The sequence below is a fragment of the Bdellovibrio sp. SBM16 genome (genome assembly GCF_056175625.1).
In genome coordinates this window covers 174,730-198,841 of sequence record NZ_JBJKJG010000001.1, presented here as the reverse complement: position 1 = coordinate 198,841, position 24,112 = coordinate 174,730, and the positions used below count along the sequence as shown (strand labels likewise).

Genomic DNA, 24,112 nt, shown 5'->3' with positions numbered 1-24,112 from the left:
TTTTTACTTTCTCGCTCTACTTTTTAAAAATAGCCGAACACATCTTATCGCTGTAACGCGAATCAAACAGGTTTAAGTGCGTCAGATAGTATTGAATTCCTTTTTTAAAGACAAACACATACTGCCCAGAGAGCACATGCGCATACGTATGATCAACTGTATTTAGTTTTAAAAAAGTGCGCTCTTTTAACTTGCTGAATTTTGGCTTTAAATCGACCCATTGACCGCAGCCCAAACCGTACTCTTCGCCGCGCACCGCCACTTTCGGCGAATCACTGATGTAAAATAAAAACGTCAACTCGGGTTTATTTTCGAACTGTTCTGCCGGAAAACTTAAGTAAAAGCTGCCTTCGCCGGTGACATAGTCTTTGAGATCAATACCGCCACCGCCGTTCGGCAATTTAAAAATCAGTCGCGAATAACTTAAAACATTTTTCTGCTCGGCGTGCAGTTCAACTTCCAGATCGGTAAAAATATATTCGGGCTCGATTTTTATATCCACGCCCATATTTTTTTTGATTTCGGCAAAAAGCGCTTCTGGCACTTTAAAGTCTGCCGCCAGCGAATTATCCAATATAATTTTAGGTTTAGTTTCTTGTTTCTTTTCACAGGCTGTGAAAAGAATCCCCACACCTAAAAGTAAAGATAAAAATCTCACGGATTAGACCCTTTAACTTCCAGAAACGGGATAAAATCTTCTCCGGCACCTGAATTGGCCTGTACAAATGAACTTCTTTTTTCCGGCTGCATGGTCACTAATTGCGCCCATAATCCGAGAATGTTGTTCTCTGAACGGAGCGCGTTTACGTGATACGTATAGCCGTCATCAATTAAAGAAGTGTTGTCGGTGTTTACTTTTTGTTTTGCCAGGATCATGACATAATGTCCGGCAGCATTTAGCTTATCAACACCCATAGTTTTTTCCTGGGTTACCACTCCCGAGTAATCTTTTAGCGCAAAGTCGATTTGCAGGCGTAAATTAGCCGCCTCAACCGGATCTTCGATGATGCTTTGATACGCTGAAAACAGCGTCTGCGCCGCAGAAATTTCACCCAGCTCTAGCTTCATGTGAACTTCTACCACCAGTTTTTGCGAAGCGGTCAGAAACGGTTTTAATTTTTCAAAGACACTGCGAACAGTAAAGGGCGAATAAATTCCACCGAAGACCGATAGCGGAACCTGAAATCTCTGGCGAAACCCCAGCGGCATGGCCGCATACCTCTTATAGTCGCGCAAGAATCTTTCTTCTCTGGCCGTGCGTTTATCGAGCAACATATTAATCAGCAGAAGTTCTTTTTTGTAATCCGCTGCTTTTTCTGTGTAGCGCTCGATCTCATGGTTTAACATGCTCTCGGTTTCCGTGTTGGCCACAGGTTTGGCCAGCTCACTCACCGCCCAGCCGAATAACCAGCGGCCTTTACTCACAGTATTATAAAGTTCAGAGAATGTTTTTGTCGCCACATCAAAACGGCCTTCGTAATAACTTAAGATGGCATCGTTTTCTTTGATCAGTTCACTGCTCGGATCTAAATCTTTGGCGCGGATTAAAGATTCGCGGGCCTTTTTAAGATCCTGATCCTGTAACGCCTGGATAAACTGAACAATATCAAGTAATGCTTTACGCTGGTCACTGACACCGGGATTAGATTTTAAATTGCTGATTGTCTGCGCCCCGTTGATATATCCGACCGAATCCAGTTTCGGAATCATCGGAATAATTTCAGTCAGAACCTGTCGCTGCACTTCAGGAGACATATTTCCAAAAATCTCAACGACTTTACTTTCTAAGCCGTACAGACTGTATTTGCGGATCTGCGCAATGGCCTGCTGTTCTTGTTTTTTCTTACCTTGTTGCTGGTAAATATGTAAACCGCCGGCACCTACGATGACAGCCAACAGAATTGAAATTAACACCATCAAGGTAAGCTTAGAATGTTCGCGGATTTTTGAATGCACCGCCGGATCAGCAGCCGAAACATATTGCGGAGCTTTTATTTTCGGAGCAGCCGGCTGTTGCTGCGGTACCGGTTTAAGCGGTTTAACAGGTACCGGCGCCGGTGTTTCTTCTTCGGTAAACTCGGCATCTTCTACAGATACATTGGTAAATGTCGGCATTTCGAACTTGGTATTTTCTGCAACCACTTCCTGCGTAATTGTGCCGGTTTTAGTAAGCCCCTGTGAGGTGCGGGTCTGATAGGTTTTAGTATGATCATCCGTCTTGGCCAGCTCTTCGCGAATTTCTTCGACGATTGCCTTTAATGGTTCACACTCACGGATATATAACCAGCGGGTATTCATGTCGCGAACTTCGTCGATCAAAGAGATCTGCTTTTTTTTGAGTAAATCTTCGATCTGATCATAGGTGTACGGACCTAACACCCGATTTTCTGATTTGATCATCCATTTTCGGTCGGCGGCAGTTTGCATGGCTCTCCTAGAATGGGGACTTCGTTAAGAGAAGTTTTAGATCATCGTTGGTTAAGAATAAACCCACACCCGCATAAGCTGATTGTGAATCGGTATTTTGCAACATGTCGTTATAACCGGCTAAGACATACATGCCGTAACGGAACTTGTATGAAATCGTCGAGCGTATATTAACATCTTCGAAATCAAATGCTTCCACAGAAAACTTAAGTCGGTGCATTTTAAACGGAGAATAATCAATACCGATACCGCCGGAATTTTCGATTAAACCACCCTTAAATGTCCAGTTGTAAATATTCTTACCGAATAGGGCCGTAAATTTGGTTTTACTTTTAAATGTCGTCGTCTCATCAACACTGTTGGTATTGCCGTTTGCGGTCGTCACCGTGTTTTTCTTTTCAACTACGCCGGCCGGATCATCGATGATTCCGAGATAGTAAAAACGGTCCAGACCCGGCTGGATATGAATACCGATCGCCGATTTGGCTTCTTCAATATCGTTTAAATAATACCCGTTAAAATCAAAAGCGGTGGTCGTTTTATTTGCCGTATCGACTAATCCACTTAAACCTTCGATTGCCGAAGAAACATCTTCTGCAGTTTTTTCATCAGAGATAAGTTTACCTAAAGTACCTTCGCCGTTATTAACTTTATCCGTAATTTCTTCCAGATTTTTAAGCGATTTATCAATGCGGGCCATTGAGTTTTTCCAGGTCTTCTTAAAGCCAGCTTCGCTCTCGTCATTGATTAAATCATCTAACGTGCCTGTGATATTATGCACTTGATCGACGATCTCGTTGATCTGCTCTTTGTTTTCGCTGGTCATCTGTGAAAGATCGCCGGATAACTTCTCGATATTCTGTACGATACGACCCAGGATATGTTCGTTAGTGCCATTGGCCGTCGTTGCTTCGTTCAGGTTTTTTGCCACATCTTTTAATGACGTTGTAATTGAAGACACCTGCGACATCACGTCATCTAACGAGCCGCCGGTTTTAACATTGGCAATCTGACCACCGTCTTCCAACAGCGGATCTGCAGCATTTCCCGGAGAAATTTCGATATATTTATCACCTAAGATACCGCTGGCACGCATTTCAACCTGAGCTGACCGTGTTAACGGCACATCTGATTTAACGCTCACATCAATACGGGCTTTGCCTTCGTGCAACGAGATATCTTTGATGGCCCCGACCGGGATACCGGCGGTACGAATCGCGGAACCTTTTGTCAGGCCGCTCGCATTATCTAAGTAAAACCAGGCTCTTTTAGAACGGCCTAAGAACGCCGGATCATCGCTGACTTGCATTGACATAAGGGCAATAAGTGCGCCAATACCCACGACAAGCGCGCCTACTTTAAATTCTGGGGTTGTGAAAAAACTCATTGATGCTTCATCCCTTTTGTCACGAATCGCTTAACTAACTCGATGTCTGAATTAAAGAAATCCTGAGCAGTTCCAGCTAGTAAAACTTTACCAGCATCGAGCATCACAATAAAGTCTGCGATTCTAAAAGCTGCACTTAAATCGTGCGACACCATGACTGAAGTCGTGCCTTTATTATTCTTATGTGTCTCAAGTATCAGATCATCGACCATTTCAGTCAGAATCGGATCTAAACCGGTGGTCGGTTCATCGTAAATAATGATTTCTGGATCTAAGGCCAGCGCCCGCGCTAGCCCCGTACGTTTCTGCATACCGCCGGAAATTTCACTCGGTAATTTACCGTAGTGTTTCGGATCCAGACCAACCATTTTTAATTTATTCTGAGCAATCTGGATAATCTGATCTTTTTTTAAGTTACGGCGGTGTTCTTCAAGAGGAAAACACACGTTCTCTAAAACAGTCATATCATCAAACAGGGCCGCACTCTGAAACAAGACACCGTAGTTACAGCGAAACTTGGTCAGTTCATTCGGATCAAGCGTCGATAAGTCAGTTCCTAAAATTTTAACCGTACCCGAAGTCGGTTTAAATAATCCTAAGATATGTTTTAACATCACCGACTTACCAGTGCCGGAAAAACCGATAATTGCGGTTAAGCTGCCTTTGGGAATCCTTAAATCAATTCCCTTTAAGACAAACTCTTTGCCATCAAAACTTTTTTTGAGATCGGTCAGTTCAATGGCATATTGCGGTGGTTGTTGCTGCGGACTCATTTTTGAATCCCCAGCATGATGTAAACAATACGGATAATATTCATTAAGAAATAATCGATAATAATGATTCCCACCATACTCATAACCACACCGTTATTAGTGGCTTCACCGACACCTTTAGCGCCGCCTTTAGTGTGAAAACCCTGGTAGGTACAAATTACCGCAAACAATAAACCAAAGATCGCTGACTTAATCAGACCTTCATTGATGTGGTGAAAATCCACCGTCTGACGGATTTTTTCAAAGAAAACAGCGCCATCAAGGCCAACTATTTTCGTACATAAAAACCATGAACCTAACATGGCCATAAAATCAAATAATCCGGTTAATAACGGCATACACAACACCGCCGCGATCAGGCGCGGTGCGATCAGGTATTGTTTGGTATTAACACCCATCACATCAAGCGCGTCCATCTGTTCATTCACCCGCATTGTTCCCAGACGGGCTGCCATCGCACCACCGGCGCGGGCGGCCACAATCAATCCGGTTAACACCGGCCCTAGTTCACGCGTAATACCCAGAGCTACGGTCGGACCGACAAGATCTACAGCATTAACTAATTTAAAGCCAAGATAGATCTGAAACGACAGCGCCAGACCGGTAAACATACTGCTTAGGCTGATGATCCCTACCGATTGATTGCCGATAAATTCCATGTGTTTGATCACTTCGGTATATCGGTACGGCGGCGTAAACAACAAACGCAGGCTGGTGATCGCAAACAGCGACACATCGCCGATATCAGTAATTTTTTGTTTGAATTTTTCGACTATCACACCTGCCCGCCCTTGTAATGCCTTGGCACACGTTCACCGACCGCAGTTAAAACTTCCCAGGTGATGGTTTCTGCGGCCTTTGCCGTAAGATCAGCGCTTAAAAAATTTCCGTTCTGGTCATAGCCAAAAAGAATCACTTCTTCTTCGTTGAATTTGTGCAGATCTTTGTTTTTAACCGCATTTGTCACATCTAACATCAAAAAATCCATACAGATGCGGCCGATGATCGGCACCTGCACCCCGGCAAACATAGCCAGGCCGCGGTTGCTTAACAGCCGGTGCACGCCATCAGCGTAGCCGACCGGAACAACCGCAATTGTCGAAGGTTGCACCGCTTTCCAGGTCGCACCGTAAGAAACGGTTTCACCGACCTCGAGTTTGCGGATATTGTTAACCACAGATTTAAAAGTCATAACCGGTTTTAAATCGATCGCCTGCAGATTTTCAGACGGCGAATATCCGTAGAGCATAAGCCCCGGACGGAATCCCCAGTTTTCTTTATGTAAAAAATGATTCGGGTCATTTTTTACTGCTGGTTCAGCCAGACTGGCGATACCACCTGAATTAAGTAAATGGGCAAAAACTCCCTGATCTTTAAAATACGAAAAAATCTCTGTCATAACGGCAGCCTGTTTTGCCGACTGGCCGCTTTGACTGACGGCATCTTCACCGCAGTAAAAATGGCTTAACACAGCTTTTAATATTAATTTTACTGAATTTTTAAAATACGTCCGCAATTTTTCGGCTTCTTGAGGAGAAAAACCCAGACGGTTCATACCGGTATTAAATTTTAAGTGAACCTTAATCGGTTCATCGGCCACACTTTCCAGAGCCGACAACTGATCCCAGGTACTCACAACCGGGGTCATCTGCGCATCAAAAATTTTCTGAGCCCCTTGTTTGTCAAAGCCGCGGAAGACTAAAATTTCGGATTTAAGGCCCTGATTACGCAGCAATATACCTTCTTCGATCAGGCAGACTCCTAAATGCGAAGCCCCAAGGTTTTCTAGGTGTTTGGCCAACTGGATATCACCGTGGCCGTAGGCATTGGCTTTAACCATTGGGCAAAGAAAGCGCCCCTCACCGCCGACTCTTTTAATTTCGGAAAAGTTATGGGCGAGATGGTCTAAATTTATTTCTGCATACGTACGGCGGAACATTTCCATGCTTACGACTCCACGATAAAATCAGGCTTATGTTCAACTGGTGGTTTGTAAATACAAATTTTATCCCCGCCTTTTTGCGAAATAAAATTCAAAGCACGTGCAGCACTGTCATCAAGATCAAAAGCGTTCGGTGTTAATGACGGGTACTCACTGATGCCCTGACTGGCAGTTACCATAACCCCAGCACGCATCAGATTTTCTTTATGCAGGGCCTGGCGGAAACGTTCAGAGCGGATAGCTGCCCCCTTGCGGTTACAGTTCGTTAATATCAACGTGAACTCATTAACACCGGTACGGCACAGATAATCGTTTAAGCGCGAAGTCGATTTAATCACTTCAGAGACTGAACGAATAATCTGATCAGTGGCATCGCGGCCAAGGCTTGCCTCGAATTCGGCGAATTTATCAATTGAGATCTTGACCAGCGAGATCGGTACAAAGCCGCGTTTACTGCGGTCAACTTCACGCTCCAGCACTCGCGAATAGAACACCTGGTTATAAAAACCGGTTAAGTGATCTTCGATATCCAGCTGCTTTGGTTCAGCCTCGTACACCAAAAGTGTATAGACCAGGCTCATTAAAGAAAAATCTTCGGCCACTTCAGCAGAAATATCCTGTGTTGAAATCAGAATACCTTCGATTTTATCGCGGATGATCATCGGTAAAAATTTTAACCGGTCAGTTTCAAATTTATTCTTCAGATAATTGCCGAAACCCTGCGGCAAGGCGCCGGTAAATATCTGTGAAATGAAGTTATCACGGTCTTTGGCGCTTACTTTATACGACAAACCTTCGACCCAGGATTCTGGCACCTGCGAATAAGAGACACATAAAAATGTTTCGATACTTGCAACATATTTCAGGTAGATCCACGATTGAGTCGGCGTCTGGCGGTAAAAAGCGTTTAATAAATCTTCTTTCGAACCCGCTGATTTGTATTCAGCAATACGCAACTGATACGGACGGATTTCCGGCGCTTTACGTTCATCTGACAGCGTCTTCTGCAAAGTTTCTTTTTCAACGGTTACTTTCTGCAGATCTTCGATCAATTGTTCGTTCTGATAAGTGCGTAGAATAATCTCGCAGATACTATCTACCGATTGCAAAACCTGCTGGTCTGCAGCCTGTTCGGCTGCATTTAGCACATTATAGACATTAAATTTTTTGTAATTTTTAAATGCAGCGATCTGCTCGCCTGCTGCCAAAAAGACAAATTTAATTTCTTTTGAAATCTGCAGGGTCTTTTCAATATATTCGTGCGGCGCCATTAATGACCCGCGAACATCAAAAACCACGACATGCGGTGGGTTATCCCGGATACGGACCAGCTGCTCATCAACATCAGCAAAATAATGGTTTTCATAACCGGCCTGCGACAAGGCGTGTTTGGTCTGTGTCCCTAAGTTTACATCCTGGGTAAATATCGAAACGCTGAACTGCGAAGAGTATTCTCTGATATTCATCCTTTTTCTGGCCTTCTGATTTTAACTTTAATTTGATCGGCTTTGTTTTTTTCAGGAGACTCCACATCAATCACCGGATCTTCAACGATCGACATTTTTTCGTCCAACTTAAATTTTGCCGGTTGCATTGCTTTTTCAATATTAATTTTTGGTTTTGCCTGTGCGGGCTCGGCTTTATCCGCAGACTCATCATCGAGCGACAACAATGCATCGATATCCAAATCATTTTGCACAGCCTGTGGTTCAGCTTTTGCCGGCATTACGATATCAGGCATTTTTAAAGTGCCGGCGTCATCTTCGGATAAAACAAAACGCTGCTCCTGTGCCGGCACAGTTTGCTCCGGCATTTTTACCAGTGTCGTGCCTGCATGCTCTAACTCTTCCGGACGGGTAAAGGTAAACCTGAAGATCGCCTCACCGGCTGACGAAGCCACCTGTGAAAATTCGCAGCGGGCTTCAGCAAGCGCCGGCACAATTGCTTCATGCAGATTCAGGCTTGCCAGCGGCGCCTGGATTTCTAATGTCGTTAAAGCTCCCGCATCGTAAGATCTGATCTGGATGCGTTTTTTGTTTCCACTTAAATTCTGTGCGATGGTCAGCAAAATATTTTCAAAAATTCGGATAAACTTCGGGTAATCCAGCACGACAGACTCGCCAGAAACAAATTCTTTTGTAATCATCACACCACTGGTTTTTAACTGGCGATCAACATTAAAAATCGCCTGCTGCACACAGGCCTGCACCTGGATCGGCACAATTTGTGGTTCATGATCAAACGACAGTGGAATAAAAGTCGGCTTAACTGATGGCGCTGAAGCCCCAGCTTTTTTCGTATCCGTAGCACGGCGGTTCATCACCTGTGGTGCCGGTGCCGGCGCTGAGTCACCCAGGCCGATACCGAAATCACCTTCTTCAGATTCTTCCGAGTATATATTGGCTTTAAGCGGTTTACCTTTCGCAGCAACAGTGCGCGCCGCAGGTTCTTTATCCGGCTTGGCCACAAAAAGTAAAACTCCGGCCATTAAAAAGGCCAGACCGATAATAATACCCAACATTGAAAGCGGGATATCCAGATTAGCCTGTGCTTTTTTTGACGAGTAGCTGAGTAAATTTAAATTTGTACCGCGGATTTCCTGGCGGTCGACAAAAAAGTTTGCTTCAGAAACTTTGTTCTCATCAGAAAGATTGCCGACATACTCGTATTCACTATGGGCAGCCACGTTCTTATCTGCAGTTAACAATACCTGAGTGATCGAGCTAGTGCGCTGTAAATCAAAAAATCTCTGAAAGTAACTGACATCGCCAACAACCATAACCCCTGAGCGCGGCTGATTGTTGCGTTTTTCGCGGTCAAAAACCACCAAGGCCAGATGCACCAGACCGCTTGAATCTTTAAAAGTCTGTGCTCGCAACAATTGATTGCCGCTTACTTTGCCCTGCAAATACTGCTGCAGAGTAGTCGTATTCCAGCGTTCAGCCACCGATCCGGATTGTAAAAATAATTTTGCAACTGTTAACCGGTTGGAACTATCTTCCTGCACTAGCGCCAAAGCATAAAACGGTTTTAGCTGCACCCAATTGATCTTTGCTTCGTCGATCTGCACGGTGTAAGCGCTGAGGGTATTACGTAACTGCGAAAGTTGACTGACTAACGACGAACGAAGCGCGGTTAATTGCGTTTGGAGTTGATTTTGTTTAACGGCAATTTTTTCAGTGCGATAGGTATCGTTTAGCTTCCATAGTGCAATGCCTACGACAACAAATATCAACGCAATGGTGGAATAAACGGTTTTTAACTTCATTTTGCTTCTTGCATCCTTGCTAAAAGACTTCAGTCTCTATTGTGTTGTTTTTCCTCTGGTTGTGCAACATTTACCTTAGACATTTTGTAGAACTCAGATTACAAAGCTTGCATGGCAAATTCGGTGAAGCACCACGCGGAAATTATGATTGTTGGCTCAGGCGTCGCAGCCCTGAGTATGGCGTTAAAAGTTGCCGCGACAAAATCGGTTTGCATCGTCACTAAAGATGTCGGCCCAAACAGTAATTCGGCCATGGCCCAAGGGGGCATCGCCTCGGTCACCGACAAATCCGACAGCTTTGACAGCCACATCAAAGACACCCTGGTTGCCGGCGCCGGTCTCTGCGATCTTAACGCTGTGCAAGATGTGGTCTTGCAAGCTCCTGAAAGAATTAAAGATTTGGTTAAATGGGGCGTTGAATTTGACCCAGAATTAACCCGCGAAGGCGGCCACTCCGAGCGCCGTATTTTACACTTTGAGGACCAAACTGGTGCTGAAATTCACCGCAAACTTTGGCGCAATGTTACCCAACACCCCAACATCAAAGTTTTTGAAAACCACTTTGCTATCGATCTGATTGTAAACAAACAAGTTGATCCAACACTGATTGCGCCCACCGCCGTGGTCGGCAGCTATGTGCTGGATAAAAAATCCGGCGAAGTAAAAGTATTCACTGCAAACACCACCATTCTTGCGACCGGTGGTGCGGGCAAAGTTTATCTCTACACCTCTAACTGGAGCGGCGCTACCGGCGATGGCATTGCCATGGCTTACCGGGCCGGCGCACGTGTTGCCAATTTAGAATTCATGCAGTTTCACCCGACATGCCTATATCACAAGGATGCACGCAATTTTTTAATTTCTGAAGCGGTCCGCGGTGAAGGCGGTGAACTGATCAACGCCAAGGGTGAGGCGTTCATGAAAAAAATCCATCCACTGGGCTCACTCGCTCCGCGCGATATCGTCGCCCGTGGCATTGATGCCGAAATGAAAAAAACCGGCGAGCCGTGTGTGTTTTTAGATATCTCACACCGTGATCCTGAATTTATAAAATCTCACTTCCCGACCATCTATGCCCGCTGCCAAGAGTACGGTATCGATATGACAAAAAAACCGATTCCGGTAGTACCGGCTGCACATTATCTGTGTGGCGGCGTGATGACGACCACCTCAGGCAAAACCGACATCGTCGGTCTTTACGCGATCGGCGAAATCGCCTGCACAGGGTTACATGGCGCCAACCGCTTGGCCTCGAACTCGCTGCTGGAATGTCTGGTAATGTCCCACAATGCCTCGGTTGAAATCGAAAAAAACTGGGAGATAATTTCTGCGGCGACACAAATGTCGACCGAACCAAAAGCATGGACAAAACCTGAAGAAACCAATCAGGATGAAATGGTCGTGATCAACCATATGTGGGACGAAATCCGCAGACTGATGTGGAATTATGTCGGCATCGTGCGTTCGACAAAGCGCTTAGAGCGCGCCCAGCACCGCTTAAACAACATCATGCATGAAGTAAAAGAGTATTACTCAAATATGAAAATGCACAGTGATATCTTAGAGCTGCGCAATATCGCCATTGTTGCGGATCTAACCGTGCGTTGCGCACTTCAACGAAAAGAATCCATCGGTATTCACTACTCAATTGATTATCCGCCACAGGATAAACCTTCCTTAAGTCCAGAGACTATCGATTTAAAAACCTACTCTAAGGGAAAAGACACTGTTTTACTCAGAGGCCTGAATTAATTTTTGACTTAAAATTCAGCTCGGTTAGACTTTAATTGTATGAAACGATCTGAATCTTTTTTTCGCGGCTACGACCAGACTAAACTCTACTTGCAAAAATGGGATGCCGACAATTCTTGTGGTACGATTTTGATCACCCATGGTCAGGCCGAACATTCTGATTGTTACAACCGCCTCATCGAAGGTTTTCAAAAAAGTTCACTTGGGAAAAACTGGAGCTTTCTGGCGTGGGATATGCGCGGCCACGGAAAATCCGAAGGTGTGCGCGGTTATGCCAAAGATGTTGATGAATATGTTTTGGATTATCATCTGTTTTTAGAAGAATGTTTACGCATTGAATCCGTTAAAAATAAACCGGTTATACTTCTTGCGCACTCGATGGGTGGATTAGTGCAATCATGTGCTTTACGCGAAAAAAGTTACAACCAGTTCAAAGCTCAGGTCTTAAGTTCACCTCTGTTTGGCATCAGCCAGCCGGTGCCAGGCTGGAAAGAATCTGGCTCTGAAATTTTAAATGCCCTGTTACCGAAAGTAACTTTAGGCAATGAGATCAGCAATGAACAACTAACCCGCGACCCGGAAGTGATCAAAGAGTATGAACAGGATACTTACCGTCACGGTAAAATTTCAGCCGGTGTGTTTTTAGGTTTTAAACGCGAATTTGAACGCATTGTTACCACGGCCGGAAGCATTACTTTACCGACTCTGATACATATCTCGGATAATGATCCCGTCGTTTCAACGGCGCAGGCAAAAGTGTTTTTTGATCATTTAGCTTCGACTGACAAAGAAATTAAAATTTATCCCGACGGAAAACACGAGCTCTATAACGACATCATCCGTGATGAGGTTTATAAAACCGTCATTGATTTCTGCAACAGACACAAATAGGAGTACCCAAGCCGTGAAAAACATCGCCTTAATTTTATTACCATTTATCGTGTTTAGTTGTGTGACCCGCCTACCGACTCCGGAAGGCGTCAGAGATATCTCGACATCCGAGTATGAAGACATCGTCGATAGCAAAACCCAGAAAAAAGAAGTGTACGATGGTCTCTACAACAAACTTACCGTGCAGGCGACCCGTTTAGACGCTGACATGAGCGAAACCCTGGTGGCCTATCAGGCCAAATTACAACAGTGGAATCTTGAGAAATACAAAGAAGAAAAAGCAAAGATCATCGCCAAACATTCTGACGGCACTGAATTTTTCATCAGCTTTTACACACCGGAAAAAAAACATGACGACTTAGCCTACAGCAAAACTTCATGGAAAGTTTATCTTGATGTCGGCGGACAACGTTACGAAGGTAAAGTGACCAAAATCAAATCGCTACATCTGGATCTTGAGGCGATTTACCCGCACCATAACCGCTGGTCAACGGCCTATACTGTGATGTTTCCAGTCTCAACGCCGGCTACCGATGGCAAACCAGTCACATTAACCGTGACCGGCCCGCTGGCTACGACGCAGTTATCTTATTAAGAAATTTCTTTTGGTGCCTGCTGTTTGTTACGCAGAATCAGCAGCGCCACCAGTGTTGCCACGTACGGAAGCATTTGAATAAATTCGTTCGGGACTTTCACGCTAAGATTTAAGTTTTGTAACTGGATCTGAATTGCTTCGGCAAAACCAAAGAACAGCACCACCAGCCACGCTTTACGCAAGGTCCAACCAGCAAAGATCACAGCCGCCAGCGCGATAAATCCGCGCCCCGCGCTCATCAGCGGTGAATAGCTCGATGCCAGGTAAGTTGATAAAATCGCGCCGCCAAGACCGGTTATTAGCGCACATAAAGTAACTGCCTGCCAGCGGCGCGCAATCGGGTTAACGCCCACGCTGGTTAACGCCTCGGATTTTTCTCCGGCAAATTTAATCTGTAAGCCCCAGTTTGATTTTTCGGCGATCCAATAGCTCACCGCCATAGTCAATACCGTTACACAGCTGACCATCACCAGCGAATGTTTTAACGCAGCCTCAGAGGTGTCTAAAGCCGGGGTTGAACCGGTTGATTCGAATAATGTTTTACTCACGATCGGGATTAAACCCATCGCCAGTAAATTCATGCCGGTTCCGACCACGATGGAATTAGCTTTAAACTTAAAAATTAATATATTAAAAATCTGCGCCATGATGGCGGCCGCAATTCCGGCCGCGATATAACCTAACACCAGTGACTGCGTCTGAAACCCCACCGCTGCTGCGGTAAAAGCGCCGATCAACAGGTACGCCTCTAAAGCAATTTGTGCGACTCCGGATTTTTCTGAAAAATAACCGCCGGTTGCCGCAAACACTATCGGAAGCGACATTCGAACTGTGGCCAGTAGTAAACCTAACAGAATTTCCGGACTCATGATTTTTTCCCAAAAGGACTAAGCGTCCCTTTAACCCTTCTATGGTTTAAATAAACGGCACCGGCCACACAGAAAATAATAATCGCCTGCAACACTTTAGAAAAATCGCGGGTTAGAAACTGCGTTTCTAAATCTAAATCAGAGGCCCCCTTGTGCAGTACGGCCATAATAAAACTAGAAAATAAAATGCCGATCGGATGCCCCTGCGCAAGTAACGCTACCACGATACCCAAAAAACCGTACGCCGGTGAAAAGCCCACCTTGTACTGGAATGTACTGCCTAAAACCTCTGTTAACCCCACAAGGCTTGAGAAAAAACCGGCGATACCCAGACTTAGAAAATTTATTTTTTTAGCCGAGATCCCCATGCGTTCTGCCGCCGTCGGATTTTCACCAAAAGCCTTGATCTCCAGCCCCCATTTAGTCTTGGTTTCAAAATACCAGACAGCCAGACAGCTGATCACCGCAATTAGTAAAAAACTGCTGACCGCTGATTGTTCGAAAAATAATTTTAGGCTATCGGCTTTAGCACCCTGAAACAGTGGCTTAATCAGCGCGCTCTCGGGATTTTGTGATTCGGTATTCTGAAAATTCTGCAGCACCACATAAGTCGCCACGGCCGCAAAAATAAAATTAAGCATAATCGCCACAACGACTTCGTGGCCCTGTTTAAAAACTTTAAAAAACGCAATGGCCTGCGCCGCCAAAACTCCCACGATCATTGTCGTTAAACAGATAACGATAATTCCGAAGCTACCCAGTGATTCCGGCAGGATAATCCCCGTTACCGCGGCGATCATCGCCGATACCACGATCTGCCCTTCGGCTCCGATATGAAATAAACCCGCTTTAAACGGGATCGAAAAGGCCAGCCCCGCAAACGCAAAACAGGTGGTGTAAAACAGCGTTAACCCCATGTCGAATTTCGACTGTAAAAAGCTGCCACTTAATACTTTTAAAACATTGCCCGGGTTTTCTTTAAACAACAGCACTAAAATACTGCTTAAGGCAACACCGATAAAAAAACCGATCAGACTCGAAAAATCTATACGCTTCACAGGTTAGCTCCTTTTAGCTCGACCCCGTTCATGATCTGACTGATCTGGCTGTTATTTAATGAACCCTTGGTAAACGGTCCCTTGATTGCGCCTTTGTATAAAATTACAAAGCGGTCGGATAATTTTAACACCTCATCTAAATCCGAAGACAATAATACGACGGCACGGTGATTTTTCTTTTGATCAAGCAGTGCTTGATGAATTTTTTCCTGCGCGCCGATATCGACGCCGCGTGAAGGGTGGGCAGCTAAGATAACATCCGGGTTATGCCATAGCTCGCGGCCGATAACGAACTTCTGCTGATTACCGCCCGATAACGAGCCCATAATCATCTCGCTCTGCGCAGGACGCACATCCCACTCCTGCACGATCTTTTCCACTTCTTTTCTGACCTGGGATTTGTTCACCAGTCCAAAACGCGTGAAGTATTCACGGTGGCGGATCAAAAAGTTTTCAATTAAATTTTGCAACGGGTAAATACTGTAACGGTAGCGATCTTCAGAAATATCACCGAACTTCAGTTTTAATAACGCGATATTCTGGCGCAGCTTAAAAATAAAATCTTCCTGGCCATTACCATCAACACCGGCAACGCCAAGAATTTCGTTCTTGTGAAGCTTCAGGCCTAATAAATTCAGATCGTAAGCAGGTCCGGTCTCACCGCTTGTCTCGACCTTTAACAGCTGCTGTTTACGACCGATCATCTTTTCGGCCATCTGCTCAACCGTAAAGTTAGCCCCCAGATCCGAACCGATCATCTGCCCACGGCAAAGAATCGTCACATGATCTGCGACTTTTTTAATTTCGTTGAGCTTGTGCGAAATCAAAATAAGTGTATGACCCTGACTTTTCAGGCTTAACATGAAATTTAGAAAATCTTCGATTTCGTCAGGGCTTAATACCGCAGTCGGCTCATCAAAGATGATGATCTCCGGCTCCAAAATTAAAACGCGTAAGATTTCTAATCTTTGTTGTTCGCCGATGCTGTAGGCTTTGATCTTTTTATCTAACGGTAAAAGCCATTTAAACCTGGCCTGCTTTTCTTCGACAATACTCACAAGCTTTTTACGATCCATCTTTTGCGTGCGGGCCACCAGCTCCAGGTGATCCCAGCCGGTCAACTCATCGGCCAACTGGAAGTGCTGGTGCACAAAACCGATCTTTTTCCGGAACGAGTCCTGCGCCGATTGCGGTTTATACACTTCACCACGCAACACCATCGTGCCCGATGACGGCGGCACAATCCCCGCCAACACTTTCATCAGCGTTGATTTGCCGGCACCGTTTTCGCCGATAATGGCATGGATCTGGTTTTTACTAATGGTAAACTGCACCTGATCCAGGGACACACAGTCCCCGTAGTTTTTCGAGATATTTTTAAATTCGATCAGGCTCTGAACTGACATGAAAACTATTTGGTCTTGTAGTAATCAGGAACCGCAACTTTGCCGGATACGATTGATTTTTTTACTTGCGCTAATTTTTCGATCTCAGCCGGTGACCAAAGTGATTTGTTGTGTGCATCTAAGGCCCAGTCAATACCACCGTCTTTTAAACCAAAGCGGTTTACGCCAGCTGTGAATTTTGCGTCTTTTACTGATTTGATTGTTTCAAAAACCGCCACATCAACTTTTTTTAACATTGAAGTAAGGACTACACCCGGCTTTACCCAGTTTTGATTTGAATCAACGCCGATCGCGTAAACTTTTTTATCTGCGGCGGCATCAAACAACCCTGAACCAGAAGCGCCGGCGGCATGAAAGATCACGTCAGCTTTCTGTGAAATCTGAGATAACGCGATTTCTTTGGCTTTAGCCGGATTGTTCCAGGCTTCGCCGGTTACGCCGATATAGCTTACCAATACCGAGGCTTTTGGATTTACCGATTTAACACCGGCTTCAAAACCCTTTTGAAATCTGCGGATTAACGGAATATCCATGCCGCCGATAAAACCGACGACACCAGATTTTGATTTCATGGCCGCGGCTGCACCTACCAGGTAAGAACCTTCGTGCTCTTCGAATAAAAGTGAACGTACATTTTTTGCCGTTACTTCGCCGTCAACGATGGCAAATTTTGTTTCCGGAAATAACGCCGCCGCTTTTTTAACGGCGTCGGTTTGCGCAAACCCGATACCGATCACTAAATCATATTTTTTCTGTGCGAAATTACGGTGAAGAGTTTCTAAAGAATTGTTATCGGTCGCTTCAACATACTTAAGCTCGATCCCTAATTCTTTCTCGGCTTTTTTTGCACCGGCATAGGCTGCCGAGTTAAAAGATTTATCGTCTTTACCGCCTTTATCTAAAACTAATCCGATTTTTAGATTGGCGTGCGCAAATTGAGCCATGGCTAGACAGAACACGAATAGAAACTTAAACATACATCCCCCGTTTAGTTATTACTTTGGTCCAGTTTGATTCAAAGTCATATTAATTTACCCCAAGATTAATTCAACGATTTTAATGGCTTAGCCGATAGGCTCTAGCGGCCTTTTTTTGAATTAATGTTTTTTAATTCAATGTTCATACGCTCTTAAAGCCACTGAATTAGGCTAATAGTGTACAGACAAATAACCATTAGCGTGTTTAAACACGAGAAAGTGAACCTTCTATGAAAAAAGCATTAGCCATCGTCGTCCTAGCAACGTCAGCTCTCGCATTTGCCAATGACCCGGAAAAAAAAGCTGAAATGAAAGCCAAAGTAGCTGAGCACAAAGCGGCTGCAGAACAGGCCTGCGCTGCTGACGCCGAAAAAGCAGGCTGCTCTGGCAAAGAAATTGGTTCTGGCTTAATGAAGTGTATCCACGCTTACAAGAAATCGAACAAATCTTTCGAGTTATCTGAAAGCTGCAAAGCCTCGGTAAAATCATTACGCGACGAGAAAAAAGAGTGGAAAGCCAAAAAAGCAGCAGAAAAAGCTGAGCGTAAAGAGGAAAAAGCTGACAAATAGCCAAACTTGGCGTCACAATTTCAGCATGGGATCGACGGTCAAATCCACACACCCTTGCCAAACCTGTGGCGCCTGTTGCGCGAGCTTCCGCGTTTCTTTTTATTGGCGCGAAGCTGAAAAAGACGATTCAGACCACCCCGTCCCTCCCAATTACTGGCTCGATGTCTCTGATCGGGCCAGAATTTTAAAAGGCACCGACAATAAACATCACCCAAAATGTATTGCTTTAAAAGGCCGTATCGGCGAGTTTGTCTCTTGTGAAATCTACGCCAATCGCCCTTCTCCTTGCCGGAATTTTCAAGCTAGCTACGAAGCTGGCGTACATGTTCCGCGCTGTGATGAGGCCCGCGCTAAGCACGGACTTAAACCGCTCACCAAACAAGACTTTCTCAGCTATCACCAAAGCCAAAGACCTGTTCCGGACCTTGAAGCATGATTTCAAAACCCTGGGAATCAAAGCCACGTTTAAAAAACACGGCTGGAAATTATTTGCGATTTTTTTCGTGTATTATTTAATCCGGGATTCACTGCTGTATATCGTGATCCCCGGATTAATCGGCTACGGCTTATTGGCGAAATAGTTAAAACGTTTTTGCATCAATCACGAAGCGGTATTTCACATCACCGCTGACGGTGCGGTCATAAGCTTCATTGATTTTATCAGCGCTGATTAATTCAATCTCAGAAAAAACTTTTTTGCTCGCGCAGAAATTTAACATCTCTTGCGTTTCTTTAATGCCGCCGATTAATGATCCGGTTAAACGTTTACGTCCGTTGATTAAGGCACCGGCCGCAAGTCTTCCCTGCTCTGGCGGAACACCTAATAACACCATAGTGCCGTCGATCTTTAACACCTGTAGGTACGGTGTTAAATCGTGGGTTGCTGACACCGTATCAATAATTAAATCAAACTTTTTTACCAACGGTTGAAAGTTGGCTTTTTCTTTTGAGTACACGAAATGTTTAGCACCCAGTTTTTTTGCGTCTACAGCTTTATCGGGCGAAGTTGAAAACACTGTCACTTCTGCTCCCATGGCTTTGGCGATTTTAACCGCCATATGGCCTAAGCCGCCAAGGCCAACAACGCCGACTTTTTTACCTTTTTTAGTGCCGTAGCGTTTTAGCGGCGAATAAGTGGTGATACCTGCACATAATAACGGTGCCATCTTATCTAACGGTAAGCCTTTTTTGATTTTTAAAACGTAGTCTTGCTTAACCGTGATTACTGTCGAGTACCCGCCGTAAGTGTAAGCGCCTTCTTTTACCGGCGAGTTATACGTATAAGTTGTGCCAACTGAACAAAACTGTTCTTCGTTGGCTTTACACGAAGCACACTTGCCGCACGAATCCACAAAACAACCCACACCGACCGGTTCACCCAGTTTAAATTTTTTAACTTTTTTACCCACCGCAATCACGTGCCCCACGATTTCATGCCCCGGCACACACGGATACTGGGTTCCGGCCCATTCACTGCGCGCCGTATGAATATCTGAGTGACAGATACCGCAATAGGCAATTTCAATTACCACATCGTCGGGCTTTGGCTCTCGACGTTCGATCATCATCGGTTGAAACTGTGCTTTTGCATCACTTACGCCGTAGGCTTTAGCTGAAATCATAATTACTCCAATCCTTCATTGCCGGCAGCGACAAAGGCTTTTTTAACTTCTGTTTGGTTTTTGTCGCGGGTTTTAAATTTTTCAAACATCACGTACAGTGCCGGAATTACATATAACGTTAACAGCGTAGAAAATAATACGCCAAAAATAATGGTGATAGCCATCGAACGTGTGAGTTCTGCGCCTTCACCTGTGGCAATCGCGGTCGGAATTGCGCCCGCCATTGTGGCAAATGAGGTCATTAAAATCGGACGTAAACGCGTAGGCCCGGCCTCGACCATCGCCGCTTCTGGTGTAGCTGCCGCACCTTTGCGGTCGCGCACCAAATTTGCAAACTCAACCAACAGGATTGAATTCTTCTTTACGATACCCATCAGTAATAATATCCCGATCATCGAGTAGATATTTAAACTCTGCTGGGTGATAAATAAGCCAATAAATGCACCGGCAATCGCATACGGTAGCGCCATTAAAATCGTGACCGGATCAATAAACGAATTAAACTGCGCCGCTAAAATCATGTAGGCCACCAACAGTCCCAGCACTAAAGCGCTGATTAACCCCTGAAATGACTCTTTCTGTGATTTTGAAGTTCCGAATTCTTCGATGAAATAACGCTGTTTTAAATTTTTGGCTTTTTCGCGCACAAAGGCCATCGCCGCTTCGGTCTTTACCCCTTTTTCTAAGTTGGCATAAATCGAAATCGAGCGCAGACGGCTGTCGCGGTTGATCTGTTGTAAGGTTTTGGTTTTTTTAAATTCGACGATTCTCGATAAAGGCAGTAAATTACCTTTTGAATTTGAAATATAAAGTTTTTCTAAGTCTTTGATCTGATCCTCAGTTTTTTGTAAGTCAACCCGGATATCATAGCGTTTACCGCCATCGGCGTACTGTCCGGCACGCACGCCGCCGATCATTGCATTGATGGTGCTGGCCACGCTGTTCACACTCACCCCGGTGGCCGTTGCGCGGTCACGATCCGGCACGATCTGAATTTCGGGTAAACCCTGCAGTAAGTTACTGTCGACATCAGTCATCAGACCGCTGTTTTTCATCTCTTCCATCATCTGGTCGGCCTGAGCCGATAAGTCTTCCCACTCTGGGCCTTTGATCACAAACTCTACCGGAAAACCACGTCCGCCACCGCCAAATCCGCGTGATGTCGGGTCCTGCATCGATACGCGGCCTTTAACGATCGATTTTAATTGTTCGCGGGCCTGTTTAACAAATTCCGCCTGCGAAATCGTGCGTTCGGCTTTAGGTTTGAGTGAGACAAACATCACGGCCGTATTGGTATCAGCCCCCGAACCCGAAAAACCACCCACACTTGAAAACACCTGCTTAACGTTCGGGTTTTCTAGAAGCAGGCGCTCAACTTGTTTCGTGGTTTCATTGGTCACTGCAAATGCGGTCCCGGTCGGAAGATTAATTCGGGTCATTAAAAGCCCAGACTCCTGGGCCGGTGTAAACTCTTTCGGGATAAATTTAACCAGCACAAAACACAACACCATTAAAACAACTGATCCTAAAAACACTTTCCATTTGTGAATCACAGTCCACTCTAAAGTGCGCTTATAAGACTTTGTCATGCCGTCAAAAAATACATCAAACGCTTTACCGATTTTAGTGGTACGGTGTGAGTGCTGGACAAACGAAGCACAGCGCATCGGCGTGATAGTTAAAGCTTCCAGCAGCGATAACATGACGGCAAACGAGATCGTGATACCAAATTGTAAAAAGAATTTACCGATAATCCCTTTCATAAAAGCTACCGGTAAAAAGATTGCCACAACCGCCGCCGTCGCAGCGGTGGCCGCAAAAGTAATCTCGCGCGCTCCGATAATGGCGGATTCAATCTGGTTTTTACCGCGCTCGTTGTAACGGAAAATATTTTCAAGCACCATGATGGCATCATCGACAACAATACCGATTGCGAGGGTTAAACCCAACAGCGTAAAGGTATTTAAGGTAAAACCTAAGAAATATAAGGCGATAAAAGTACCTAAAATCGATGTCGGAATTGAAAGTAAAACGTTAACAGTAGCGGTAAAACTTCCTAAGAATAGCCAGCACACAAATGCCGTTAGAATGACCGCCATAAGTAAGTGCTTATTAAGCTCGGCGATCGAACGTTCGATAAACTGGGTGGTATCAAAGTTAACACTTAACGAGTAACCGGGCTGCAGATTTTTTTTGATCTCTTCCATGCGCTCTTTAACCGCACGGGCCACGGCTACGGCATTGGTGCCGCGTTGTTTTTTAATACCGATGCCGACGGCGAGTTTTTCGTTAAAGCGCGAAAAACGTTTATCATCGGCTAAGGCCAGATCAATATTGGCCACATCTGATAGGCGCACCCGTAACGACGGGTCGGCCACAGTTTGCCCGGCACGTTTAGAGATAATAATACTTCTGAACTCTTCTAAGGTTTTAGCTTCACCTTTTACGCGCACATTAAAAACATTCTTAGTATCATCAACCTGGCCGCCAGGAAGTTCGTTATGCTCGGCCTGAATAGTGTTGATCACATCCAACACGGTGATATTGTAGCGGTTCAGTTTTTCTGGAATCACCTGCACACGCAGGATCGGATCGGTAAAACCACCAAGCTGAACATCACCAACACCCATCACTGAAGTAAACTGGTCTTTTAGATATTCTTGCGTGTACTTCATAAGTTCACGGCGATCACCGGTTTCGGTGGTGACGGCAAGCCAGATAATTGGCTGATCGTCAGGATTTGATTTGGTAATAATCGCCGGGTCTGCATCTTTTGGTAAACGGCGCTGCGCCAGTGAAACTTTGGTCTGCACCTCTTGTAAGGCAGCATCAATATTGCGATCCAAATCAAATTCAACCGAAATATTACCGACCCCGCTGCGGCTTGAAGAGCTTAGGCCTTTAATCCCCTCTAAAGTCGTCAACACATCTTCAACCGGCTCAACGATGTTAGCTTCAACAACCTCGGGTGAGGCCCCCGAAAGAGCAATCGACACATTGACTGACGGAAAATCCACATCCGGAAACTGGCTGATGCCTAAGCGAGAAAAACAGATCGCTCCGAACACCATTAAGAACGCCATGATCATCCATGCCATAACAGGATTTTTAATTGAGATATCAGAAATACGCATGCTAAGCTCCCAGTTGTATGTGTACAGCTATGAGTAAATCCTATTTGCGAAAAATTGCTTTGTCGATCTTGTGTTTCATTTCACAACCCGCTACGTCAGATACCTTATCCCCTCTGAAATTAACCGAAGATGATGTGATCCGCTTAGTGCAGACCCAGAGCTTTAACTACCAGGAAATCAGAAACCGCAATCTCACCAGCGAATACAACTACCAGCTTCTAAACGGCAATTACCGTTTAAATTTGAACTTCGATTATTCGCTGGAAAAAGATAAAACCGAATCGTTAACCACTTTTACCGCCAACGATTCAGATAAAGAAAAAAAGACGCTCACATTAAACAAGCGCTTTTACACTGGCACCGCCACCAGCCTTGAGTACACCAATGTCGAGTATGATGCGACAACAACCGACTATGCGCAGAACTACTACACACTGGGCTTAGAACAGAATCTGTACCCGTACATTTTCTCAAACTCTGAGATGCAGGCGTTAAAAGCGGCAAAAACCGAAGTTGCACGGACCCGCCTGCAAACCGATATCGATTTAATGGATAACACCCGCGAAGTGCTGTCACTGTACTGGCGCGTGCAAGCGGCACAAAAATCAGTGCAAGAAAATGAAGACCTGCTCAGTAAGTACGGCCGCCTGGTCAGCAACGTTAAAAGCAAAAAAGCCAACTCCTACGCGAGTGCCGGCGAAGTTGAACAGGCACTGGCTGAATTTGAAACCAGAAAACAAGCCTTACTTGATGACAAAAACACTTTACTGACCAACTTACAGCTCTTAAAGACAGCGCTAAATATTCCGCCCGAGCAAGTGATTGTGTTAACAACGCCGCAAAACACGGTAAAACCGCTACCGGCTAAATTTCAGGGCGAAGTTAAAAACTTGCGTCGTTATCAGGTGCAAAAACTAAAAGCCGAGTCAGCTATAGCCAGCGCCGAGGCCGCAAACCTAAAAGATCACCCTAAACTCAGCATTTATGGCAAGTACACCGCGCAAGGCTTAGACCTGTCACAATCCGAATCATTAAATGAAATGCAGGATGATCCCAAAGATAAATACACGATTGGAGTAAAATTAGATTACTTCTTCGGAGATGATTTAAACAGATCAGAAAAACAATTACGCCGTGCCACCCAACAAGTCGAACTGGCAAAATTTAACCGAGCTGAAGCTGATTTAAAAACCCAGATCGAAAACACCCGACAAAAGCTTGAAAACGCTTTTGCCAATGTGACGACCACCCAGAACGTCGTCAAATACCGCGCCGAAGCGGTTAAACAGCTGAATTTGACATACTTTCAGGGCAGAACCGACATCAGTTTTTTAATCGATGCTTACAACAAAAAAATCCAGGCCGAAGTGGCCGCGATCAATGCATTGGGTAATTACACGACAACGCTATTAGAATACGAAAATTTGATCCAACAGTAGTTG

Annotated in this window: 20 protein-coding genes and 1 pseudogene; 7 read left to right on the top strand and 14 right to left on the bottom strand. The window is 45.0% G+C overall.

Annotated features, from left to right (window positions below; translation table 11 throughout):
* Positions 1-16 precede the first annotated feature (16 nt).
* From AC04MM_RS00825 to AC04MM_RS00790, 8 genes are read right to left on the bottom strand one after another with little or no spacing between them, the layout of a single operon-like run.
* Positions 17-658 carry a hypothetical protein gene (locus AC04MM_RS00825; RefSeq protein WP_475378418.1) on the bottom strand — a complete coding sequence of 214 codons (642 nt, stop codon included), beginning with the start codon at positions 656-658 and terminating at the stop codon, positions 17-19.
* On the bottom strand, positions 655-2,427 hold the full coding sequence (locus AC04MM_RS00820; RefSeq protein WP_475378417.1) for a hypothetical protein: 1,773 nt from the start codon (positions 2,425-2,427) through the stop codon (positions 655-657). The genes AC04MM_RS00825 and AC04MM_RS00820 overlap by 4 nt, the downstream gene beginning before the upstream one ends.
* A gap of 7 nt (positions 2,428-2,434) precedes the next feature.
* A complete protein-coding gene (locus AC04MM_RS00815) occupies positions 2,435-3,814 on the bottom strand; it encodes an MlaD family protein (protein WP_475378416.1) in 1,380 nt (459 codons plus the stop codon).
* Positions 3,811-4,587, bottom strand: a complete 777-nt coding sequence (locus AC04MM_RS00810; protein WP_475378415.1) for an ABC transporter ATP-binding protein — start codon at positions 4,585-4,587, stop codon at positions 3,811-3,813. The genes AC04MM_RS00815 and AC04MM_RS00810 overlap by 4 nt, the downstream gene beginning before the upstream one ends.
* A complete protein-coding gene (locus tag AC04MM_RS00805) occupies positions 4,584-5,366 on the bottom strand; it encodes an MlaE family ABC transporter permease (protein WP_475378414.1) in 783 nt (260 codons plus the stop codon). The genes AC04MM_RS00810 and AC04MM_RS00805 overlap by 4 nt, the downstream gene beginning before the upstream one ends.
* Entirely contained in the window at positions 5,363-6,532 is a 1,170-nt protein-coding gene (gene alr / locus AC04MM_RS00800; protein WP_475378413.1) for an alanine racemase, read from the bottom strand. Before alr ends, AC04MM_RS00805 begins: the two co-directional genes overlap by 4 nt.
* 2 nt (positions 6,533-6,534) lie before the next feature.
* Positions 6,535-7,995, bottom strand: coding sequence for a GGDEF domain-containing protein (locus tag AC04MM_RS00795; RefSeq protein ID WP_475378412.1), 1,461 nt, complete (start codon positions 7,993-7,995; stop codon positions 6,535-6,537).
* Positions 7,992-9,797: a hypothetical protein gene (locus AC04MM_RS00790; protein ID WP_475378411.1), complete on the bottom strand. Its 1,806-nt coding sequence runs from the start codon at positions 9,795-9,797 to the stop codon at positions 7,992-7,994. The genes AC04MM_RS00795 and AC04MM_RS00790 overlap by 4 nt, the downstream gene beginning before the upstream one ends.
* Positions 9,798-9,908: 111 nt before the next feature.
* Between AC04MM_RS00790 and nadB the strand changes: the two genes are divergently transcribed.
* From nadB to AC04MM_RS00775, 3 genes are read left to right on the top strand one after another with little or no spacing between them, the layout of a single operon-like run.
* A complete protein-coding gene (gene nadB / locus AC04MM_RS00785; protein ID WP_475378410.1) occupies positions 9,909-11,549 on the top strand; it encodes an L-aspartate oxidase in 1,641 nt (546 codons plus the stop codon).
* Between the two features lie 39 nt (positions 11,550-11,588).
* Positions 11,589-12,440 (top strand): lysophospholipase, encoded by an 852-nt coding sequence (locus tag AC04MM_RS00780; protein ID WP_475378409.1) that lies wholly within the window; start codon positions 11,589-11,591, stop codon positions 12,438-12,440.
* A 13-nt stretch (positions 12,441-12,453) separates the two neighbouring features.
* Complete coding sequence (locus AC04MM_RS00775; protein WP_475378408.1) at positions 12,454-13,035, top strand: hypothetical protein; 582 nt, start codon at positions 12,454-12,456, stop codon at positions 13,033-13,035.
* On the opposite strand, the gene AC04MM_RS00770 is transcribed toward AC04MM_RS00775, so the two are convergent.
* From AC04MM_RS00770 to AC04MM_RS00755, 4 genes are read right to left on the bottom strand one after another with little or no spacing between them, the layout of a single operon-like run.
* Positions 13,032-13,904 (bottom strand): ABC transporter permease, encoded by an 873-nt coding sequence (locus AC04MM_RS00770; protein WP_475378407.1) that lies wholly within the window; start codon positions 13,902-13,904, stop codon positions 13,032-13,034. The two genes, AC04MM_RS00775 and AC04MM_RS00770, sit on opposite strands and share 4 nt — an antisense overlap.
* The gene (locus AC04MM_RS00765; RefSeq protein WP_475378406.1) at positions 13,901-14,962 is read right to left on the bottom strand and encodes an ABC transporter permease; all 1,062 of its coding nucleotides are present in this window, start codon (positions 14,960-14,962) and stop codon (positions 13,901-13,903) included. Before AC04MM_RS00765 ends, AC04MM_RS00770 begins: the two co-directional genes overlap by 4 nt.
* Entirely contained in the window at positions 14,959-16,368 is a 1,410-nt protein-coding gene (locus AC04MM_RS00760) for an ABC transporter ATP-binding protein (protein ID WP_475378405.1), read from the bottom strand. The genes AC04MM_RS00765 and AC04MM_RS00760 overlap by 4 nt, the downstream gene beginning before the upstream one ends.
* Positions 16,369-16,373: 5 nt before the next feature.
* The gene (locus tag AC04MM_RS00755) at positions 16,374-17,345 is read right to left on the bottom strand and encodes a BMP family lipoprotein (RefSeq protein ID WP_475378404.1); all 972 of its coding nucleotides are present in this window, start codon (positions 17,343-17,345) and stop codon (positions 16,374-16,376) included.
* 230 nt (positions 17,346-17,575) lie between these two features.
* Between AC04MM_RS00755 and AC04MM_RS00750 the strand changes: the two genes are divergently transcribed.
* The 3 genes and pseudogenes from AC04MM_RS00750 (at position 17,576) to AC04MM_RS00740 (ending at position 18,495) form a co-directional block, all read left to right on the top strand.
* Positions 17,576-17,914 carry a hypothetical protein gene (locus tag AC04MM_RS00750; protein WP_475378403.1) on the top strand — a complete coding sequence of 113 codons (339 nt, stop codon included), beginning with the start codon at positions 17,576-17,578 and terminating at the stop codon, positions 17,912-17,914.
* A 25-nt stretch (positions 17,915-17,939) separates the two neighbouring features.
* Positions 17,940-18,161: pseudogene (locus AC04MM_RS00745) on the top strand (YkgJ family cysteine cluster protein); the annotation flags it as partial.
* A gap of 10 nt (positions 18,162-18,171) precedes the next feature.
* The gene (locus AC04MM_RS00740; protein ID WP_475379035.1) at positions 18,172-18,495 is read left to right on the top strand and encodes a hypothetical protein; all 324 of its coding nucleotides are present in this window, start codon (positions 18,172-18,174) and stop codon (positions 18,493-18,495) included.
* Here AC04MM_RS00740 and AC04MM_RS00735 read toward each other — a convergent pair whose 3' ends face one another.
* Complete coding sequence (locus AC04MM_RS00735; protein ID WP_475378402.1) at positions 18,496-19,536, bottom strand: NAD(P)-dependent alcohol dehydrogenase; 1,041 nt, start codon at positions 19,534-19,536, stop codon at positions 18,496-18,498. It abuts the gene before it with no gap.
* Between the two features lie 2 nt (positions 19,537-19,538).
* Complete coding sequence (locus AC04MM_RS00730; RefSeq protein ID WP_475378401.1) at positions 19,539-22,670, bottom strand: efflux RND transporter permease subunit; 3,132 nt, start codon at positions 22,668-22,670, stop codon at positions 19,539-19,541.
* A gap of 29 nt (positions 22,671-22,699) precedes the next feature.
* Between AC04MM_RS00730 and AC04MM_RS00725 the strand changes: the two genes are divergently transcribed.
* On the top strand, positions 22,700-24,109 hold the full coding sequence (locus AC04MM_RS00725; protein ID WP_475378400.1) for a TolC family protein: 1,410 nt from the start codon (positions 22,700-22,702) through the stop codon (positions 24,107-24,109).
* Positions 24,110-24,112: the final 3 nt, after the last annotated feature.